This window comes from Terasakiella sp. SH-1 (assembly GCF_004564135.1).
GTDB lineage: Bacteria > Pseudomonadota > Alphaproteobacteria > Rhodospirillales > Terasakiellaceae > Terasakiella.
Window position 1 is genome coordinate 1,924,678 of sequence record NZ_CP038255.1, and the last position, 17,071, is coordinate 1,941,748.

Genomic DNA, 17,071 nt, shown 5'->3' on the forward strand with positions numbered 1-17,071 from the left:
CTATCGGATCTGGATTACACGGATAGCTCGGCGGAACCACCCGTCATGGATGCCCTCCTTTGAAATCCCCTTCACATTTATAGTACCTAACTACAGCACTCAGGTATAGATAAAAATTAAATTTTCTTCAAAATTTTAGATAAATTACTGATTTCCCTTGGTAACTGATTTTCAAACCGTAAGAATTCCTGTGTTCGCGGGTGCAAAAACCCTATAATATATGCGTGTAAAGCATGGCGCTTAAAGGTGCTAAATTCCGCCCTTTCTTCAGGACTGAGCGCCCGCACAAAGCGGGTCGGTGTTTTTCCATAAAGCGCATCCCCAACGACCGTATGTCCCTTCGTTGACATATGCACCCGGATTTGATGGGTCCGTCCGGTTTCAAGGCGACATTCCACCAAAGACGCCATAGACCCCAAGGGTTGAACCAGGGCGTAATTGGTCATTGCCTCTTTACCGCCCCTTGTCACCACAGCCATTTTTTTCCGATTCTGCGGACTACGGCCAATATTACCTTCAATGCGCCCCTCTTTTGGTGAAGGCATCCCCCACACCACAGCCAGATAAGCCCGTTCCAGTGAATGGGCGGCAAACTGTTCTGACAAAGCCACATGGGCAATGTCATTTTTTGCCACTACCATCAGCCCGCTGGTTTCCTTATCCAGGCGGTGTACAATCCCCGGACGCTTCACCCCGCCCACACCTGATAAGCTGTCCCCACAATGATGCAGCAAGGCGTTCACCAGCGTACCTGTATAATTTCCAGCCGCAGGATGCACCACCATGCCCGCTGGCTTATTCAGGACAATGACATCATCATCTTCAAAAACAATCTCTAAAGGAATGTCTTCGGCTTCGGGCTCATATTCCTTGGCTTCGGGAATTTCGAAAGAAAAACACTGTCCGGGTTTGACCCGAAGGGACGGGTCGGTTATGGTCTCGCCACACAGCGTAACAGCCCCTTCTTCGATGAGGGATTTCAGGCGCGAACGCGACAAGCCGCTTTCACCAAAAGAAAGAAGTTTGTCCAGTCGAATGCCTTTGTCTTCATCACGGGCGGTTATGGTAAATTTATCGGTCATGATCACAAGCTAGAGTAAAACAGATGGGAAGAACAGTACTGGTTTCTGCCGTAGTCGGCATGGGAATTTTAATCATTCTGGGTATGGTTGCTCTGGTTTACGGCCTAATGCAGAAGGCAGACAACCCCGATTTTAAATTTTTTGACCTTGCCAAGGAAGCCCCGGAACTGGAAAAAGCCCTAAAAGAGGTTGAAGTCCCGCTGGTTGGGCAGGTTAAAGAAGACAAAACCACCCCAACAACAACACCCGCACCTGTTGCTGCTGTTCCGGCGCGTGCCTTTGGTGATATGCGCCTTGAAATCCCGACAGGCTATAAAGTGGTAGAAACAGACATGGATTCTCAACGTCTTGTTCTGCGCCTGATCAATGAGGCTGGTATCAACCGCCTGATGGTTTTGGATATCAATACGGGGGCAAAACTGGGCGGTCTTTCCCTTCACCCCGCCCAATGATTATCAAACAGTCAGACCTTGACTGTTTATTAGAGCTTACAAGACAAGCTCATCCAGAAGAATGCTGCGGACTGATCGTCGGTGACGGTGAGACAGTCGAACGCCTGATGCCATCAGCCAATATCACAACAGGTGATAAGACCAGAAGTTTTGAACTTGATCCCAAGGTCCGTTTTGAGCTGATCCGCGAAAGTGGGGAACGTGCCCTGATGGGGTTTTATCACTCCCATCCCAACGGTTCCCCCTTCCCCTCAGAAACCGATAAATCCATGGTCTATGAACCTGAACTACTTTGGGTCATTACCACACTGGATAAAATCAAGGCTTTTCGCTTTTGTGAAGTAAATCAGGACTTTGAAGAGATTCCCATTCAGGTTAAGCTATAACCATAAGAACCACAATAAGAGGAGGGCGGGATGAATTTCTGTAGCGACAATACGGCAGGCGTCTCCCCCGATATTCTGGAAGCCCTTGCCAAGGCCAATGAAGGACCGTCCATGCCCTATGGGCAAGATGACCTCACTCTCAAGGTTGAACGCCATTTCAACGATATATTTGAATGTGAAACCACTGTCTTTTTAACGGGGACAGGTACCGCTGCCAATGCGTTGGCCCTAAGTACCCTGACACCACCTTATGGCAGTATCTATTGTCATAAGGATGCCCATATCAATTGCGATGAATGCGGCGCACCGGAAATGTTCACAGGCGGGGCCAAACTGATCACCCTGCCCGGACCTAATGGCAAACTTCATTCCGGTGAACTTGAAACCGCACTGGCGGCCACCAGTGATGATGTCCATCAAACCCAACCCGCTGCACTCAGTATTTCCCAGGCAAGTGAAGCTGGAACCGTCTATGGGCCATCAGAAATCCATCACCTCAGTGCAATCGCCAAGGAATATGGCCTCTATATGCATATGGATGGGGCCCGTTTTACCAATGCCCTATGCACATTGGAATGTAGCCCTGCTGAGCTAACCTGGAAGGCAGGCATTGATGTACTCTCCTTCGGGGCGACCAAGAACGGTGCCATGAATGCAGAAGCCATCGTCTTTTTCAATCGCGATCTGGGGGCTGATGTTGGCTATAAGCGCAAACGTTCCGGCCACCTCCATTCCAAAATGCGTTTTATTGCAGCCCAATGGGATGCTTATTTAAACAACAGCCTCTGGCTTAAGAATGCCCGCCATGCCAATGCGATGGCACAAAGACTTAAAAGCGGCTTGGAAACTGTTTCAGGTGCAGAGCTATATTTCCCGGTTGAAGCCAATGAAATCTTTCTTTCCTTACCTGAAAACACATTGCAAACCTTGGAAAAAGGCGGCTACAGCTTCTATCGCTGGCATGATTCTGCCTCTCCACTGATACGGCTTGTCACCAGCTTCAATACAGAAGAAAGCGATGTAGATGGTTTTATAAAAACCGCTCAAAGCGCATAAAAAAAGAGCCCTGTCATCTCAGCAGGGCTCTTTTATTTTACTTACATGGTATATCCAAGTCGCAGGCCACCCCAATGGCGTCCCTTGACATTAATTGGTGCAGAAACATCTTTCATAATCACGACATTACCCCCACCCATATCACGCAGATAAGTCTGTAACAAATAAGGTTCTTCATTACGCGCGGCTGAGAAACACGTGCGATCTTTAAAGAAGCGACGGTTACGGCAATGGGCATTGTTCCAGACTGGATCACTGCCTTGTTCTTCTGAATAGACCTTGTTATGGGTTGGAATAAATCCATCCAGATTTGCTGCTACACAGAACGCAACACGATCATCAAACGTCAAAGCCGGTTCGGCAATTGGCGTAAAGATACGGTCCGTAATCGGGACAAAGCGTGTCATATGTTGCAGGGGATCACTTCCTGGAATTTCTTCATATTGTTCATCAAACAGGTCTTCAATTTGAATTGTACCTGCGTTGATTTCACGCTCCAGCGCGTCTTCAATCTGTTTGGCACGCGCCTGCACTTCCTGAATGAAGGGTTGGTCAGCAGCTTCATGCCCATAAAGATAATCCCCCAGACGAACAGCGAGATAATCATCCAGTTCAAAGTTCACCGTGACCTGAGAGCCATCGACATCGGCAATCGTTGCAAACAGAAAGCCAACATTTTCAAGATCGAAGGAGACTTCGTGTCCCACTTCTGGCTTTCCGCCATCCAGCTTCATCACCGCATATTCCTGCGTCAGGCTAAGTACTTCATACCCAAAGCTCTGCCCGTGAAGGGTCAGCTTACCAGTCTCACGCGCATCAGGTGAACGTTTGTGGTGCGCAGATACGTCTGAGCTTTCCATAATGATTTTGAAGCGATCAACCATGTCTTGCAACATGCTCATCACCTCATCAGAAGAGGTCCGCACCTCATTGGTCACACTGCTGACCTGAGCCGATTTTTCCAAAATCACGCCGACACGTTCAGAAACACCACGGGTGTTATCCGCAGCCGTTTGGGCGTTGGAGCTGATTTCCTGTGTACTGGCTTCTTGCTGCTCTACAGCCCCGGCGATATTGACAGAAATGGCATTGATCTCATCAATGGTATCAGAGACCCCCTTGATCGACTTGGCCGCCCCTTCCGTCATATCCTGAACATGATAAATCTGGGTGCGAATTTCATCGGTGGCCTGTGCCGTCTGGTTAGCCAGCGTTTTCACTTCGCTGGCAACAACGGCAAACCCCTTCCCCGCATCCCCGGCACGCGAGGCTTCAATAGTTGCGTTCAGGGCCAACAGGTTGGTTTGTTCGGCAATGGTGTTGATCAAATTCACGATCTCACCGATTTTTTGCGTTGCCGTTAACAGGTCATTCACGGTTGTGGTCGCATGGGAAGACTGTTCCACAGCATCACTGGCAATCAAGGTTGTGCGCGACATCTGCGTTGCAATTTCCCGACTGGAAGCCGCCAGTTCTTCTGTCGCTGCAGCTACAGCCTGCACATTTTCAGAAGCCTGTTCAGCCGATGCCGCAGCTTCATTGGATTGCACATCCACATCCCCGGTGGCATCAATCGCATCTTGCGTCGCTGTTTGGAGCGTCTGGCTTTGACGTACAGCCTCAGCAACCGTACCGTTGACCTCCCCTTCCAACGCATCTGACAAAGACATCATTTCACGTTTAAGCGCAACTTCACGGTCTTTTTCAGCCTTTAAGACCTCAACACCGCGTAGCTCATTGGCATTGGTCTTAAAAACCTCCAACGTGCGGGCCATGGAACCAATTTCATCTTGTTGCTTTGTGCGTGGAATGGAAACTTCATTGTTGCCTTTGCTCAATTGCGTCATCACATCACGAATATCCGTGATTGGGGCAAGAAGGCGAACCCGTGTAAACCAAATAAAGAAAAGAAGAAGTGACAGCAAAAGCAAAGCATACAAGACGCTGGCTGCTGTCAGGATTTGCCCCAGATCTTCCACACCTGAGATAATATCCTGTAGTTCATTGCGTTCTGATACGTCTGACATGAAGCTGAGCAGGTACATAGATGCCCCTGTCCCTACCAGCATCAAAAAGGCAAGCAGACTTGGAATTACAAGCCCAATTGTCTTAATTTTCATATCCTGAATGAAAGACATATAGTGTCCCCTAGCATTTTTATTATCAATTATAATTTTTTGTAATTAATAATATAGGAAAAGGGGGAGGATATTCAATTACCACTAGGTATTAGGTGCCTTGCAGCAATTATCTACATATGTACACATAAAAAATGACGTAAATACAGTTATGTCATTCGTTTTATAGATGTTTTTACAAGTCAGGAACGCAGCCAGGCGTCAATACCGCCCCGCAAATTCGTGGTATTATCGTAGCCCTGCTGACGCAGCCAGCCCGTCACCTGCATGGATCGACCACCCAGATGGCACATGACAACCACAGTCTTATCCTGCGGGATTTTATCCAGATTTTGCGGAACCTCATTCATTGGAATTTCCAAAGCCCCGTCAAAAGACTGTGCCGCTGTTTCCGCAGGCTCACGGACATCCAGCACCACATGGTCATGGCTGTCGGCCCGGTATTGCTTCAATGTTGCAATATCAATTTCAAGGGGTAAGAGATCAGTCATGAGGCCCTCCAATCATCAGTTAGCGCTAATATAATAAGCAGCCGGACTGAAATCAATTAAAAATCCATCCCCAAATCCAGACAAGGCGAACTGTGGGTCAACCAGCCAATGGAGATCACATCGACCCCGCTTTCTGCAATTGCAGGGGCTGTATCCAGTGTCACCCCGCCTGACGCTTCTGCAACAGCGCGCCCGTCAATCATTTTGACGGCTTCTTTCAACAGGTCCGGCCCCATATTATCCAGCAAGATCACATCAGCTCCCGCCTTGAGACCTTCTTCAAGCTGGGTCAGGTTATCGACTTCCAGTTCGATCTTCACCATATGGCCGACTTTGGCTTTGGCACGTTCAACAGCCTGTGTAATCCCACCACAAGCAGCAATGTGGTTATCCTTGATCATCAAGCCGTCATCCAGACCAAAACGGTGATTAAAGCCCCCGCCACAACGCACCGCATATTTTTCAAAGGCCCGCAACCCCGGCGTTGTCTTACGTGTACAGGTAATGCGCACATCCGTATGGGCAACCGCATCAACAATCTTGCGCGTTTCAGAAGCAATGCCAGATAAATGCCCCAGATAGTTCAGTGCCACACGTTCTGCCGTCAGGATCACACGGGCTGGCCCTTCCAAAACAGCGACTGTATCACCGGGCTGTACACGTCCGCCATCGGCAATATAGACTTCCATATCCACACGCGGGTCAATCAGGTCAAAGGCCATTTCGGCGAAGTCAATACCAGACAGCGCCCCGACCTGACGGGCATTGATGGATGCCTTCACCCAGGCATCATCGTCGATCACCATATCTGTGGTTAAGTCTCCACCCCGGCCTAAATCTTCTGCCAAGGCTGCACGAACCGCCGGTTCAATCAGGATCGGTGATAACGGTTCAACTTTTACGCCGGCTTCTGACATGATTTTTCTGCCCCTTGAATATCAGTTCCGAGATTAAGGCCGCGAATAAACGCGTCTGTTTCTCTAAGTGTAATTTTATGGCGACGTGCCTGTTTGGGATCGGTTTGCGGATAATCGTTTCTAAAATGCCCCCCGCGACTTTCGCGGCGTTCCAGTGCAGAAACGATTATCATTTTTGCTACGATCAGCTTATTGGCAAAGGAAGGAGTAAAACTGCCTTTTTGGTCTTGCCAGTCAACGATTTGCGCCAAAGCCTCATAAAGCCCACTTTCACTGCGCTCAACACCACATGCCTTATAGAGCAGGTCTGCCAGCGGCTGGCTTAAATCACGTGTCCCTGAAGATGTCGGTTGAGGGTCCGTATAAATCGGATCCTTATAATTCTTCATCAAAATATCTTTGGCAACACGACGACCAAAGACGATCGCTTCCAACAAGGAATTACTGGCTAAACGATTTGCCCCATGCACCCCGGTGCAGGCCGCTTCGCCAACAGCCCAAAGGCCAAACAGGCTGCTGCGCCCGTCCAGGTCCACATCAATCCCGCCCATATGGTAATGGGCAGCAGGGGTCACAGGAATAGCTTCCTCACGTGGGTCTAACCCAGAATTACGGCAATAGCCCCAAACCGTTGGGAAACGATCAGGAAAAGCCGCACCAACGGCTTTGGTCGCATCCAGATAGACTTTTTCCCCAGCCTTGGTGCGTCGCCAAATAGCGCGTGCAACCACATCGCGTGGGGCAAGTTCTGCATCATCGTGGATAGCTGGCATAAAGCGAACACCCCGGCTATCAAGCAGTTCAGCCCCCTCGCCACGCAGGGCTTCTGTCGCCAGCGGCATGGGCTTGATCCCCACATCAATAGCCGTGGGATGAAACTGCACAAATTCCATATCGGCCAAACGTGCCCCGGCCCGCGCCGCCATAGCTAACCCTTCACCGCAGGCTGTTTGTGGATTGGTCGTATAGCCAAACAAACCACCCACCCCCCCTGTCGCCATCACCACAGCGCCAGCCGTAATTTGCAGGTCATTGCCTAAAGCATCCTTGGCAAAAGCCCCTTTCACACGGGCATTTTCCACAATCAGTTCATACGCGTGGCAGTTTTCCAGCACATTGATTTGGGGCGTACGCATCAAAGCCTGCCCCAAAGCACGCATCAGTTCCTTGCCTGTGCTATCCCCATTGGCATGCAAGATACGACGAAATGAATGAGCCGCCTCACGCCCAAGTCGCAACTTGCCGACATCACAGCGATCAAAATTCATCCCCCATTGGATCAAAGCCTCAATCAATTCAGGCCCTTCATGGGTGATCACCCGTGCAGCATCCTTGCACGACAGCTCCACACCAACATCCAACGTATCTTTTAAATGATGTTCGGGGTGATCATCTTCCCCCATTGCCGCAGCAATACCGCCTTGCGCCCAGGCACTGCTGGAACCTTCCCCAAGGGGGGCCTTTGCAACAACGCATACGTCCAGACCTTCCAGTTCAAGCGCGCAGACAAGACCTGCGGCACCCGCCCCGATGATCAGAACATCTGTGGAAATCTGTTCCATCAAAAATGCTTTTCTTAGCTCGCGTCAATCATCGCTTCAATAGAAGCGCGTGCAGGTTCGGCAATGGCTTCATCCACAAACACTTCGTTGGACATATCGCGCAGGCAATCAACGATTTTTTGTAATGTAATCTTCTTCATGTGTGGGCACATGGAACAAGACATGATGAATTCCGTATCCGGGCAATCGGCACGAATATTATCCGACATGGAACATTCTGTAATGAGAGCCGCCATTTCCGGTTTTTTCTCTTTTACAAAATCAGCCATTCCGGTTGTGGAACCTGAAAAGTCAGCTGCATCCAAAACATCCGGCGGGCATTCCGGATGGGCCAAAATCACACATTCCGGGTAGTCTTTACGGATTTGTTCGATGTCTTCTTTCTTATAAAGTTCATGAACTTCGCACTGGCCTGCCCATGTCAGAATTTCGACATCTGTTGTCTTGGCGACATTGGCTGCCAGGAACTGATCAGGGATCAACAAAACCTTGTCACTATCCAGTGATTCCACAATCTGCTTGGCATTGGCAGATGTACAGCAAATATCCACATAGGCTTTCACATCAGCCGATGTATTCACATAGGTACAAATCGGCACCCCCGGATTATCTTCACGCAGCTTCTGGACATCGGCCCCGGTGATAGATTCAGCCAGCGAACAGCCTGCTTCCGGGTCAGGGATCAGAACTTTTTTGGATGGGTTCAGCAATTTTGCTGTTTCAGCCATAAAATGCACACCACAAACCACCATCACATCGGCATCAACTTCCTTAGCCTTTACCGCCAGTGCCAAAGAGTCGCCCACAATATCGGAAACACAATGGAAAATATCACGTGTTTGATAGTTATGTGCCAGAATCACCGCATTGCGTTCTTTTTTAAGACGCAGGATTTCATCCACATAAGGGGCAATGACAGGCCATTCTTCAGCGCTGATATGTTCTTTTACACGCTCATAGACAGGTTGCATGCGTTCCGCAACTTCTGCTGTAAATTCAAACTCTTCAACGGCCTTTTGGACAGCGACATTCATAATTCTTTGGCTCCTTATGCTCAAAACGAGCATATATGACGGAAAAATTGAGGGAGATTTTTCATTAACCTCCATTTGAGCATAAGCTATGCATGCAGTGCACAATCGTCAAGTTTTTTCTGGAACCACTCACAAAAGCGATATCTAACATACTGAAAAGTAAGAAGAGTTATTTTAAAGTTTTTGACAAAACATTCTTGTTTAACGCTTGCCCACAGGTAATTTAGGGCCTGCTGTCAAACGTTCTGCCAAAATATCACGCACATAACGAAAGGTTTCTGCCGGGCGCCCACCTGTTCGGCTTTCATATTTCCCCGTGCCTTCCACAAGGCCGCTCTTTTCCACCAGGCGACGAAAATTTTGCTTATGAAGTAAGTTACCTGTAATGGCCTCAACTGTTTTTTGCAGTTCCAGCAAGGTAAAAGTCGGTGGTAAAAGCTCGAACACAACCGGGCGGTATTTCAGCTTACCACGCAAGCGTCCCATCGCTGTTGCCAGAATACGCCTGTGATCCAACACCATGGTATGGCTGTGATCATGGGCAGAAATTTCTTCATCTTGGTCGCGTTGCGCCTCTGTGACCAAGCCAGCTTCATAGAGCAATTCGTAACGTTCCAAAACCCGGTCTTCATTCCAGCGGACTTGCTCAGACCCAAAACAGGCATCAATACGGGCAAAACGTTCCCGAATTTCAGCCGGGTTATTTCCGTTTGCCGCCCATTCTTCAAGGCCGGGTTCAATTTCTTCACTGATGATTGCTGGCTTACCCGCTCGCCAATCCTCCCAGGGGAAATAACGATACCAGTTTTGCCACAGCGCATCACCTGCACCTGCCGGGTTGGCTTCTTGTGCCAGTGCAAGATAACCAATGGAAAGAACGCGTGCACCCAATTCCTGTTCACGTGGGTCACGCCCCCGATCACCAAAGGTATAGAGCTGTTCCACATAACCAAGGGCAAGTTCGGTCTGTTCTTCCACCCAGGTGCGCAAGCCCATATCAAGGGTACGGTGATGTTCTGGATAAAACGGGCCATAAGGCAAAGCCTCTAGTGTATTTTCACTAATGGCTTCGCCAACACGGGCAACACCGTCTTCATTAGAAGCCAGTGCATGATCGACCCTGCGCACAACAAGGATGCGCGGCTCAGCATCCGTCACCGCAACGATGACGGCTGTCAAACCGATCTGCACACTTCCTGCATTATTAAAATCGTCAGAGCCAAACGCCGTCATAAATTAATCAAGACCTTTAATCACCGCGTGACCGGACGTATCGGCGAACTTATCCAACTGTTCTTGTGTGGCTTTTTCCTGATACTTATCCTTATATTCACTATAAGGCATGCCATAGATGACTTCCTTGGCCTCATCCATAGACAGCTCAACGTCTTGCTGATTGGCAGCAGCCTTGTACCATTTTGCCAAACAGTTACGGCAAAAACCCGCCAAATTCATAATATCAATATTCTGCACATCACTTCGATTTTGCAAATGCGCCACTAACCCGCGAAAAGCTGCAGCTTCCAGTTCTGTGCGTGTTTTATCGTCCATTTTCTTTTCCTTATATTTTCACAAGACTTGTTTATTCGTAATCATCATCTTCAACAGCCACCGGGCTTGAAGCCAAATAAGCTGAACTGTTCATCACCAAACTCACCAGTTCCGGCTGGCGGTTTGTTCCGGTTTTGCGAAAAACCTGCTTGAGATGCGAGCGCACCGTATTCATGGAAACACCGACTTCATCGGCAAAGGTTTCCAGTTTTTTCCCGACAATCAAACCTTGAAGCAAGCGGGCTTCTGCTTCGGTCAAACCATAGAGGCGCGCCAACACATTAGTGGGCGGTTCATTAAACTTTTCCGGATCATTGATAAAAACAGCGACCTTGCCTTCATCAGAGGAAATATCGTCTTCATCCGGCAAAGGCACAACCAGCAGAGAAAAAGAACGACGCATGGATGGACGTGACACGATCATCGCCCCCCCTTCACGGTCTTCGTCTTCACCAATGTCGATGGCCGCATCTGCGATCATGGTATGAAGGTTTTTGGTTTCCCCAACCTTGGCCGTTCGAAAAACACCCGTTGGCCCCACATCCACCCCATCGCTTTGGGCAAAAATATCGCTGGCATTATTGTTCATAAACAGAACTTGTGCCGATTTATCAACAATAACGACCCCCATAGGCAGCTTGTTTAAGGCAGCTGCACCAAAATCTGTTTTCCTGTCATCGGCAAATTCGTCCCCGCTGAACATTTCTGTATTGGCATCAGGGACGAAAGTTTCCCCTTCCAAAACAGTTTCAACAGCCTTAAGCATCTGGTCCTGACTAAAGGATTTAAACATATAGCCAGCCACACCACATTCCAGCGTCTTGTTGATGGCCTTTTGGCTTTCCGTTGCTGAAATAATGATAATGGGGACTTCAGGGCGTTTGCTTTGAACCGCCCGAATACCGTCCAGCCCCGCCATCCCCGGCATATTCAGGTCGGCAATAACCAAAGAAAAATCAATATCTTGAGATAAGACCGATAGCAGGTCCGGATAACTGGTAGCCTGCAAGATTTCAGCATCGGGCTCAATCTCCCGAAGGACCCCTTTTACACCCTCCAATAAAAGTGGATGATCATCGGCGACGACAAATGTTGTTTTCATTGTTCCTCATACACCCTGTTAATCTTTATTATTATGTCCGTTGCGGAAAGTTTTTAACCTGCACGCTACGGATGAGTTGTCGCAGCTTAGCTGGACGCAACGGTTTATGCAACAAGACGAAGCCACTGGACTTTGCCTCTTGAATACGATCAGGCGCTGTATCCCCGGTAATAATGGCAGCCGGTATCTGTTCACCCAGTTTTTCATGGATTTTGCGAATGGAATCAGCCCCTGTCATCTCTTCCTGCAAACGGTAATCTGCCAAAATCAAACTTGGCATTTCATCTGTTGTATCAATGGCCTCCAAAGCTTCCTGTGTAGAACCTGCTGCCAGTACATTGTATTTCCACCCGGAAATCAGCTGCTTCATCCCGTCCAGAATATCAGGTTCATCATCAATCACCACAATCAATGGCACTTCCGATCCACTTAAGGCAACTTCGATTGGCTTTTCTTCGGCCTCAATCACTTGAAGTTCATCTTTGGGAACCTGCAATGTAAAGGTTGTCCCCTTCCCATGAACCGACTTCACCCCCAGATTATGGTTCAACAGGGCCACTACACGTTCCACAATGGCCAACCCGAGGCCAAGACCACGGCGGCGATCACGTGCCGGGTTGTCCAGTTGCTGGAATTCGACAAAAATATCATTCACTTTGTCTTTTGGAATGCCCACCCCGGTATCAGAAACCTGTAACAAAACCTCATCACCACGACGGCGTGCCCCCAGCAAAATACCGCCTTCTTGCGTATAACGCACCGCATTGGACATCAAATTAGACAGCACGCGCTCCAACAAAACAGGGTCACTATGAACAGCCAAATCAGGACAGAATGATTTCAGGATCAGTCCTTTTTCTTCGGCCAGTGCACTATATTGTTTAATCAAGCGTTCCACCAGCGGGCGTAACATGACGGGTTCTTTTTCCGCCTTCATCACTCCTGCATCCAGCTTGGAAATATCCAACAGGGCATTCAACAATCCACGTAAGGCTTCAAGGCTATCAGAAATATTATTGATAATACGCAAGTCCCCTTGGGCATTATCCGTATTGACCTTACGGCGGCGGTCTTCCAACGCAGACAAAAACATGCCAATGGCGTGCAGCGGTTGGCGCAAGTCATGACTGGCCGCAGCCAGAAACTTGGATTTCGCCTTGTTGGCATTTTCCGATTCAAGACGAGCCTGTTCCAAACGATCTTCGGCCTCAATCCGGTCTGTGATATCAATAACGAGTGATACCGTCCCGCCATCCAGCGTCGGTGCTTCACTGACTTGCAGATATCGCCCATTTGACAGAGCCTCCATAAAGACACCTGTCGGTTTGTGGCGGAATTTGCGACGACGATCGGCATATCCTTGCCCATCGCGAATACCGCCACGTTCTTCCATCTGCATAACCAGTTCTTCAAAGGTCACACCTGGGCGGATACGATCATTGAGCAATTTATAATACTGGTAATATTTACGATTACACAGAACCAGACGGTTTTCATGATCCCAAAGGGCGAAAGCCCCCGGCATAATCTCGTTTGCCGCCATCAAACGGCTGCGGGCCTGTGTTTCTGCCGTAATATCGGCCCCGGTCCCCCGATAACCCAAAAATTCACCATCGGTACTGAAAATTGGCTTACCACTAAGCTTGACCTGCCGCCAAATCCCGTCAGGACATTTAATGGAATAAGAAAATTCCCGAAAACGTCTGCGGTTTTTCAAATCATTTTCATGATGGATCCACTTATCAGGGTCATCCACATCACTACAGGTCAGCTTGCCAAATTCTGATTGGGTTTTGCCCAGAATGTCATCACGGGAAAACCCGGTAATGTCATAAAAACGATCAGACAGGAGTGAGTATTTCAGTTCCCGATCCGTTTCCCATAACCAGTCTGAGGTTGCTTCGGCCACATCGCGAAAACGGGCCTCACTGATTTTCATATCTTCTTCGCGCCGTGCAATTTCATCAACCAAATAGCGCAAGGCGTCAGCCATGTCAGAGATTTCATCCTGCCCCTGTGTGGGAATTTCAGCTTCCCCACCTTCTGCATGAGTTCGCATTGACTGTTTCAAGGCATTCAGGCGGGTTAAAATTCGCCAGATAAACGCCCCGCCAATCAAACTGAGAACAACCACCGCACCCAACACAATGTTTGTCAGAAGTGTGGTTCGACTTTCAACAAGATGCTGGAACTCCAGACTATTTTGTTCAATCCCTTCACGCATGCGCCGGATCAAATCATTCACAGAATAAACGAAGCGGCTGGACAAGCGTTCATTTACCGCCAAAATACCGGAAACCCGTTGCAAAATAAGCGCATGACGGGCTTGCAACGCAATCAACCCATCTTCACCCAATGCAATATTGCGCAAACGCTGCATCGTCTCTTTTTGCACAGGCTTATCTTTCAAAGCCTCTTCATAGGCTTTTAATTTTTGGAGTTTTGCCAACAAACCGATGCGGTATTTTTCAAAACTTGCCTGATCCTTGATGGTTTCAAAAATCAACAATCGTTCAATTAAATCATTAAATAAATCGAACCAGACGGCTTTTTCAAAATCACGGTGAGCTGTTTTTTCACGAACAAGCCCTTGCAACTCCAAATTTCTTTTTTGCTTCAAGCCGGTTACTTCAATGCGTTCCTGAACCAGTTGATCCAGACGCCCGTAATTTTCCAAAAGCTGTTCACGCGTTAAGTTAATGACCTTAAGAACATCAGTATCAACCTCATAGGCGCGCAAAGAACCCACGATTTCCTGTAACCAGCGCACCCGGTCTGCGATACGAAATGAAATGGTTTCACGTTGGGCCTGTGTTGTGACACGAACCAACATAGGAGCACTGGCAACAATTGCCTCACTTTGCTGCCCCAACTGATAAGCCAGCGTCATGGCGGGCAGACGTGACAGGGCAACCTCTTCAATCCCTTTGTTAAATTTCTGGATTGAAAAAATACCAACACCAGCCGCTGCAATCGTGAACACCACAGCAAGCGTGAAACTGGTAATCAACTGAGCAAATACACCGAAGCGAAAGCCACCCATCGTGTCACAGCACCATCTACATTATTTTTACAATTGAAATGATAGTAATTAGTTTTGGTTGAAATTTGAAACATTTAATCAAAAACATACCGGATAAAAAAAATGGGTGATAAGAAATCTTATCACCCCAAGTCCGCCGAGAAACTACGTCGTACTCAGAACCCCAATATGGAGAACTGTTTAGATACTGCCTGAAAAGTTTGGCATTGCCTTCACCCATATAGGTGAAAATACATATTTTTTGTAAAAATAAACGACATCCCCCTGACAGACAGACAAAAAAAAGGGTGACAAGAAACCTTATCACCCCAAGTCCGCCGAGAAACTACGTCGTACTCAGAACCCCAATATGGAGAACTGTTTAGATACTGCCTGAAAAGTTTGGCATTGCCTTCACCCATATAGGTGAAAATACATATTTTTTGTAAAAATAAACGACATCCCCTTGATATACAGACAAAAAAAAGGGTGACAAGAAATCTTATCACCCCAAGTCCGCCGAGAAACTACGTCGTACTCAGAACCCCAATATGGAGAACTGTTTAGATACTGCCTGAAAAGTTTGGCACTGCCTTCACCCATATAGGTGAAAATACATATTTTTTGTAAAAGAAAAGATCCTTAGCCTTTTTCAATCGGCTGAAGCCCTGCTAAAAATTTCTTTGCTGTCCCCGCCTTCAAAAACTCCAAAGCACATCCCAGTTCTTTATCCTTTTTGTCACTGACCTCAGGGCAGGCTTCAATAGATGTATTCCCCAAAACCCCATCTTTATTCTGCACCTTCCCTTTATTAAAGGATTTGGCATGGATCACATTGGGCAAATCCGCTTCGCGCGGGGCCTTGAATTCTTTCTGTGCTCCTTCGGCTGTTTTTTCCTCAACCTTGGGCACATCAAGACGAATATCCGGGGCCACACCGACTTTTTGAATGGTACGCCCTGACGGCAAATAATAAAGGGCTGTTGTCAGACGCACGGCCCCTTCTTTCAACAAAGGCATAATGGTCTGTACAGACCCTTTACCAAAGGTTCGACGCCCCATCAAGATCGCCCGGTTGTGATCCTGTAAAGCGCCTGAAACAATTTCAGAAGCAGAAGCCGACCCACCATTAATCAAGACAACGACAGGAAGCCCTTCGGCAATATCACCACTGCCCGCCCCATAACGGCGCACATCATCAGCAGCACGCCCGCGAATGGAAACCACATCCCCATCATCAAGGAACAAGTCACTCAACGCGACAGATTGCTGTAATAAACCACCGGGATTATTACGCAGATCAAGAACAACACCTTTTAAATTGCCATCTGTATCTTCATATGCCTTGTCAAAGGCTTTGCGTACATCACTTTCCATTCGTTCAGAAAAAGACACAACACGCAAATGGAGGTAATCCTCATAAAGCGCATGTTTAACCGCACGAACCTGAATAATATCGCGCACAATCGTCACATCAAAAGGTGCACGCTTTTCACGATCCACCGTCACCGTCACAGGTGTGCCCGGTTTGCCCCGCAAGGTGCGCACTGTTTTCGTCAGTGTCCATTCCTTAATAGATACCCCTTCAATATGGGTAATATGGTCCCCCGGCTTCAAACCGGCACGATCTGCGGGCGTATCTTCAATGGGGGAGACGACTTTTAAAAAACCATCCCCTTGCTGAACCTCAATCCCCAGACCACCAAACTCACCACTGGTATCGACCATCAGCTCCTGAAATTCAGCAGGGGTCATATAACCGGAATGAGGGTCCAGTTTTTCCATCATCGCATCAAGGGCAACTTCCACGACCTTGGCTGGCTGAGCCACCCCTTTGGGCGTACCATCAGCGGCTTCTGCCCAAGCCGTGTCCTTGCCATTCAGCCCCTCAATCGCATAAGTGATCAGGTCCTGATCAGAAACCTGTTTGACATAGCTGCGACGCACCACCTTGAAAGCATCAACAAACTGATTAAACTGGTCCTGACGCGTCCCGTCATCTACAGATTTTTCGTGGTAGACGTTCTGAAAGCGGGCCAAGTCCTCCATCGCTTCTTTTGGCAGACCATGCGTCCCTGTCAGCGAAGAGACCCAGCGCCCCACAGGACCATCATCAATCGCGCATCCGCTTAATGTCGGCAAGAAAACGGTTGCAGTTCCCAAAGCGAGAACAACCATCATAATGGAAGGCAGGCGTGACCAGATTTTCATAGGTGTAAACTTTCAGTTCGTTCGACCTCTCATATATATGTCGAACGGTACACATACTCAACAGTCT

The 17,071-nt window shown here is 48.3% G+C and carries 14 protein-coding genes; 3 read left to right on the top strand and 11 right to left on the bottom strand.

The genetic code is table 11. The features are described from left to right. Positions 1-116: 116 nt before the first annotated feature. Positions 117-1,082 carry an RluA family pseudouridine synthase gene (locus E4K71_RS08895; RefSeq protein WP_135078746.1) on the bottom strand — a complete coding sequence of 322 codons (966 nt, stop codon included), beginning with the start codon at positions 1,080-1,082 and terminating at the stop codon, positions 117-119. Positions 1,083-1,105: 23 nt separating this feature from the next. Between E4K71_RS08895 and E4K71_RS08900 the strand changes: the two genes are divergently transcribed. The 3 genes from E4K71_RS08900 to E4K71_RS08910 are packed head-to-tail and all read left to right on the top strand — an operon-like array spanning position 1,106 to position 2,976. Then, complete coding sequence (locus E4K71_RS08900; RefSeq protein WP_135078748.1) at positions 1,106-1,534, top strand: hypothetical protein; 429 nt, start codon at positions 1,106-1,108, stop codon at positions 1,532-1,534. After that, positions 1,531-1,920: a M67 family metallopeptidase gene (locus tag E4K71_RS08905; RefSeq protein WP_135078750.1), complete on the top strand. Its 390-nt coding sequence runs from the start codon at positions 1,531-1,533 to the stop codon at positions 1,918-1,920. Before E4K71_RS08900 ends, E4K71_RS08905 begins: the two co-directional genes overlap by 4 nt. A 30-nt stretch (positions 1,921-1,950) precedes the next feature. Next, on the top strand, positions 1,951-2,976 hold the full coding sequence (locus E4K71_RS08910) for a low specificity L-threonine aldolase (protein ID WP_135078752.1): 1,026 nt from the start codon (positions 1,951-1,953) through the stop codon (positions 2,974-2,976). Between the two features lie 41 nt (positions 2,977-3,017). Here the strand turns inward: E4K71_RS08910 and E4K71_RS08915 are convergent, their stop codons facing one another. The 10 genes from E4K71_RS08915 to E4K71_RS08960 all read right to left on the bottom strand — a co-directional run bounded on the left by E4K71_RS08915 (position 3,018) and on the right by E4K71_RS08960 (position 17,004). After that, on the bottom strand, positions 3,018-5,114 hold the full coding sequence (locus E4K71_RS08915; RefSeq protein ID WP_135078754.1) for a HAMP domain-containing methyl-accepting chemotaxis protein: 2,097 nt from the start codon (positions 5,112-5,114) through the stop codon (positions 3,018-3,020). A gap of 182 nt (positions 5,115-5,296) precedes the next feature. Continuing rightward, positions 5,297-5,605 carry a rhodanese-like domain-containing protein gene (locus tag E4K71_RS08920; RefSeq protein ID WP_135078756.1) on the bottom strand — a complete coding sequence of 103 codons (309 nt, stop codon included), beginning with the start codon at positions 5,603-5,605 and terminating at the stop codon, positions 5,297-5,299. 56 nt (positions 5,606-5,661) lie between these two features. Next, positions 5,662-6,522 carry a carboxylating nicotinate-nucleotide diphosphorylase gene (gene nadC / locus E4K71_RS08925; RefSeq protein ID WP_135078758.1) on the bottom strand — a complete coding sequence of 287 codons (861 nt, stop codon included), beginning with the start codon at positions 6,520-6,522 and terminating at the stop codon, positions 5,662-5,664. Then, on the bottom strand, positions 6,504-8,084 hold the full coding sequence (locus E4K71_RS08930; RefSeq protein ID WP_135078760.1) for an L-aspartate oxidase: 1,581 nt from the start codon (positions 8,082-8,084) through the stop codon (positions 6,504-6,506). Before E4K71_RS08930 ends, nadC begins: the two co-directional genes overlap by 19 nt. 14 nt (positions 8,085-8,098) lie before the next feature. Next, complete coding sequence (gene nadA, locus E4K71_RS08935; protein WP_240796777.1) at positions 8,099-9,118, bottom strand: quinolinate synthase NadA; 1,020 nt, start codon at positions 9,116-9,118, stop codon at positions 8,099-8,101. Between the two features lie 201 nt (positions 9,119-9,319). After that, positions 9,320-10,351, bottom strand: coding sequence for a hypothetical protein (locus E4K71_RS08940; RefSeq protein WP_135078764.1), 1,032 nt, complete (start codon positions 10,349-10,351; stop codon positions 9,320-9,322). Positions 10,352-10,354: 3 nt separating this feature from the next. Next, on the bottom strand, positions 10,355-10,669 hold the full coding sequence (locus tag E4K71_RS08945) for a DUF1244 domain-containing protein (RefSeq protein ID WP_135078766.1): 315 nt from the start codon (positions 10,667-10,669) through the stop codon (positions 10,355-10,357). Positions 10,670-10,700: 31 nt separating this feature from the next. Further along, the gene (locus E4K71_RS08950; protein ID WP_135078768.1) at positions 10,701-11,771 is read right to left on the bottom strand and encodes a LuxR family transcriptional regulator; all 1,071 of its coding nucleotides are present in this window, start codon (positions 11,769-11,771) and stop codon (positions 10,701-10,703) included. A 31-nt stretch (positions 11,772-11,802) separates the two neighbouring features. Further along, complete coding sequence (locus E4K71_RS08955) at positions 11,803-14,814, bottom strand: ATP-binding protein (protein WP_135078770.1); 3,012 nt, start codon at positions 14,812-14,814, stop codon at positions 11,803-11,805. A 621-nt stretch (positions 14,815-15,435) separates the two neighbouring features. Beyond that, positions 15,436-17,004: a S41 family peptidase gene (locus E4K71_RS08960; RefSeq protein WP_135078772.1), complete on the bottom strand. Its 1,569-nt coding sequence runs from the start codon at positions 17,002-17,004 to the stop codon at positions 15,436-15,438. Positions 17,005-17,071: the final 67 nt, after the last annotated feature.

Coding starts and splice junctions, on each gene's coding strand:
- E4K71_RS08955 (WP_135078770.1), bottom strand. CDS start 14,814: ATGGGTGGCTTTCGCTTCGGTGTATTTGCTCAGTTGATTACCAGTTTC.
- E4K71_RS08945 (WP_135078766.1), bottom strand. CDS start 10,669: ATGGACGATAAAACACGCACAGAACTGGAAGCTGCAGCTTTTCGCGGG.
- E4K71_RS08910 (WP_135078752.1), top strand. CDS start 1,951: ATGAATTTCTGTAGCGACAATACGGCAGGCGTCTCCCCCGATATTCTG.
- nadA (WP_240796777.1), bottom strand. CDS start 9,118: ATGAATGTCGCTGTCCAAAAGGCCGTTGAAGAGTTTGAATTTACAGCA.
- E4K71_RS08920 (WP_135078756.1), bottom strand. CDS start 5,605: ATGACTGATCTCTTACCCCTTGAAATTGATATTGCAACATTGAAGCAA.
- E4K71_RS08960 (WP_135078772.1), bottom strand. CDS start 17,004: ATGAAAATCTGGTCACGCCTGCCTTCCATTATGATGGTTGTTCTCGCT.
- E4K71_RS08950 (WP_135078768.1), bottom strand. CDS start 11,771: ATGAAAACAACATTTGTCGTCGCCGATGATCATCCACTTTTATTGGAG.
- E4K71_RS08905 (WP_135078750.1), top strand. CDS start 1,531: ATGATTATCAAACAGTCAGACCTTGACTGTTTATTAGAGCTTACAAGA.
- E4K71_RS08915 (WP_135078754.1), bottom strand. CDS start 5,114: ATGTCTTTCATTCAGGATATGAAAATTAAGACAATTGGGCTTGTAATT.
- E4K71_RS08930 (WP_135078760.1), bottom strand. CDS start 8,084: ATGGAACAGATTTCCACAGATGTTCTGATCATCGGGGCGGGTGCCGCA.
- nadC (WP_135078758.1), bottom strand. CDS start 6,522: ATGTCAGAAGCCGGCGTAAAAGTTGAACCGTTATCACCGATCCTGATT.
- E4K71_RS08895 (WP_135078746.1), bottom strand. CDS start 1,082: ATGACCGATAAATTTACCATAACCGCCCGTGATGAAGACAAAGGCATT.
- E4K71_RS08900 (WP_135078748.1), top strand. CDS start 1,106: ATGGGAAGAACAGTACTGGTTTCTGCCGTAGTCGGCATGGGAATTTTA.
- E4K71_RS08940 (WP_135078764.1), bottom strand. CDS start 10,351: ATGACGGCGTTTGGCTCTGACGATTTTAATAATGCAGGAAGTGTGCAG.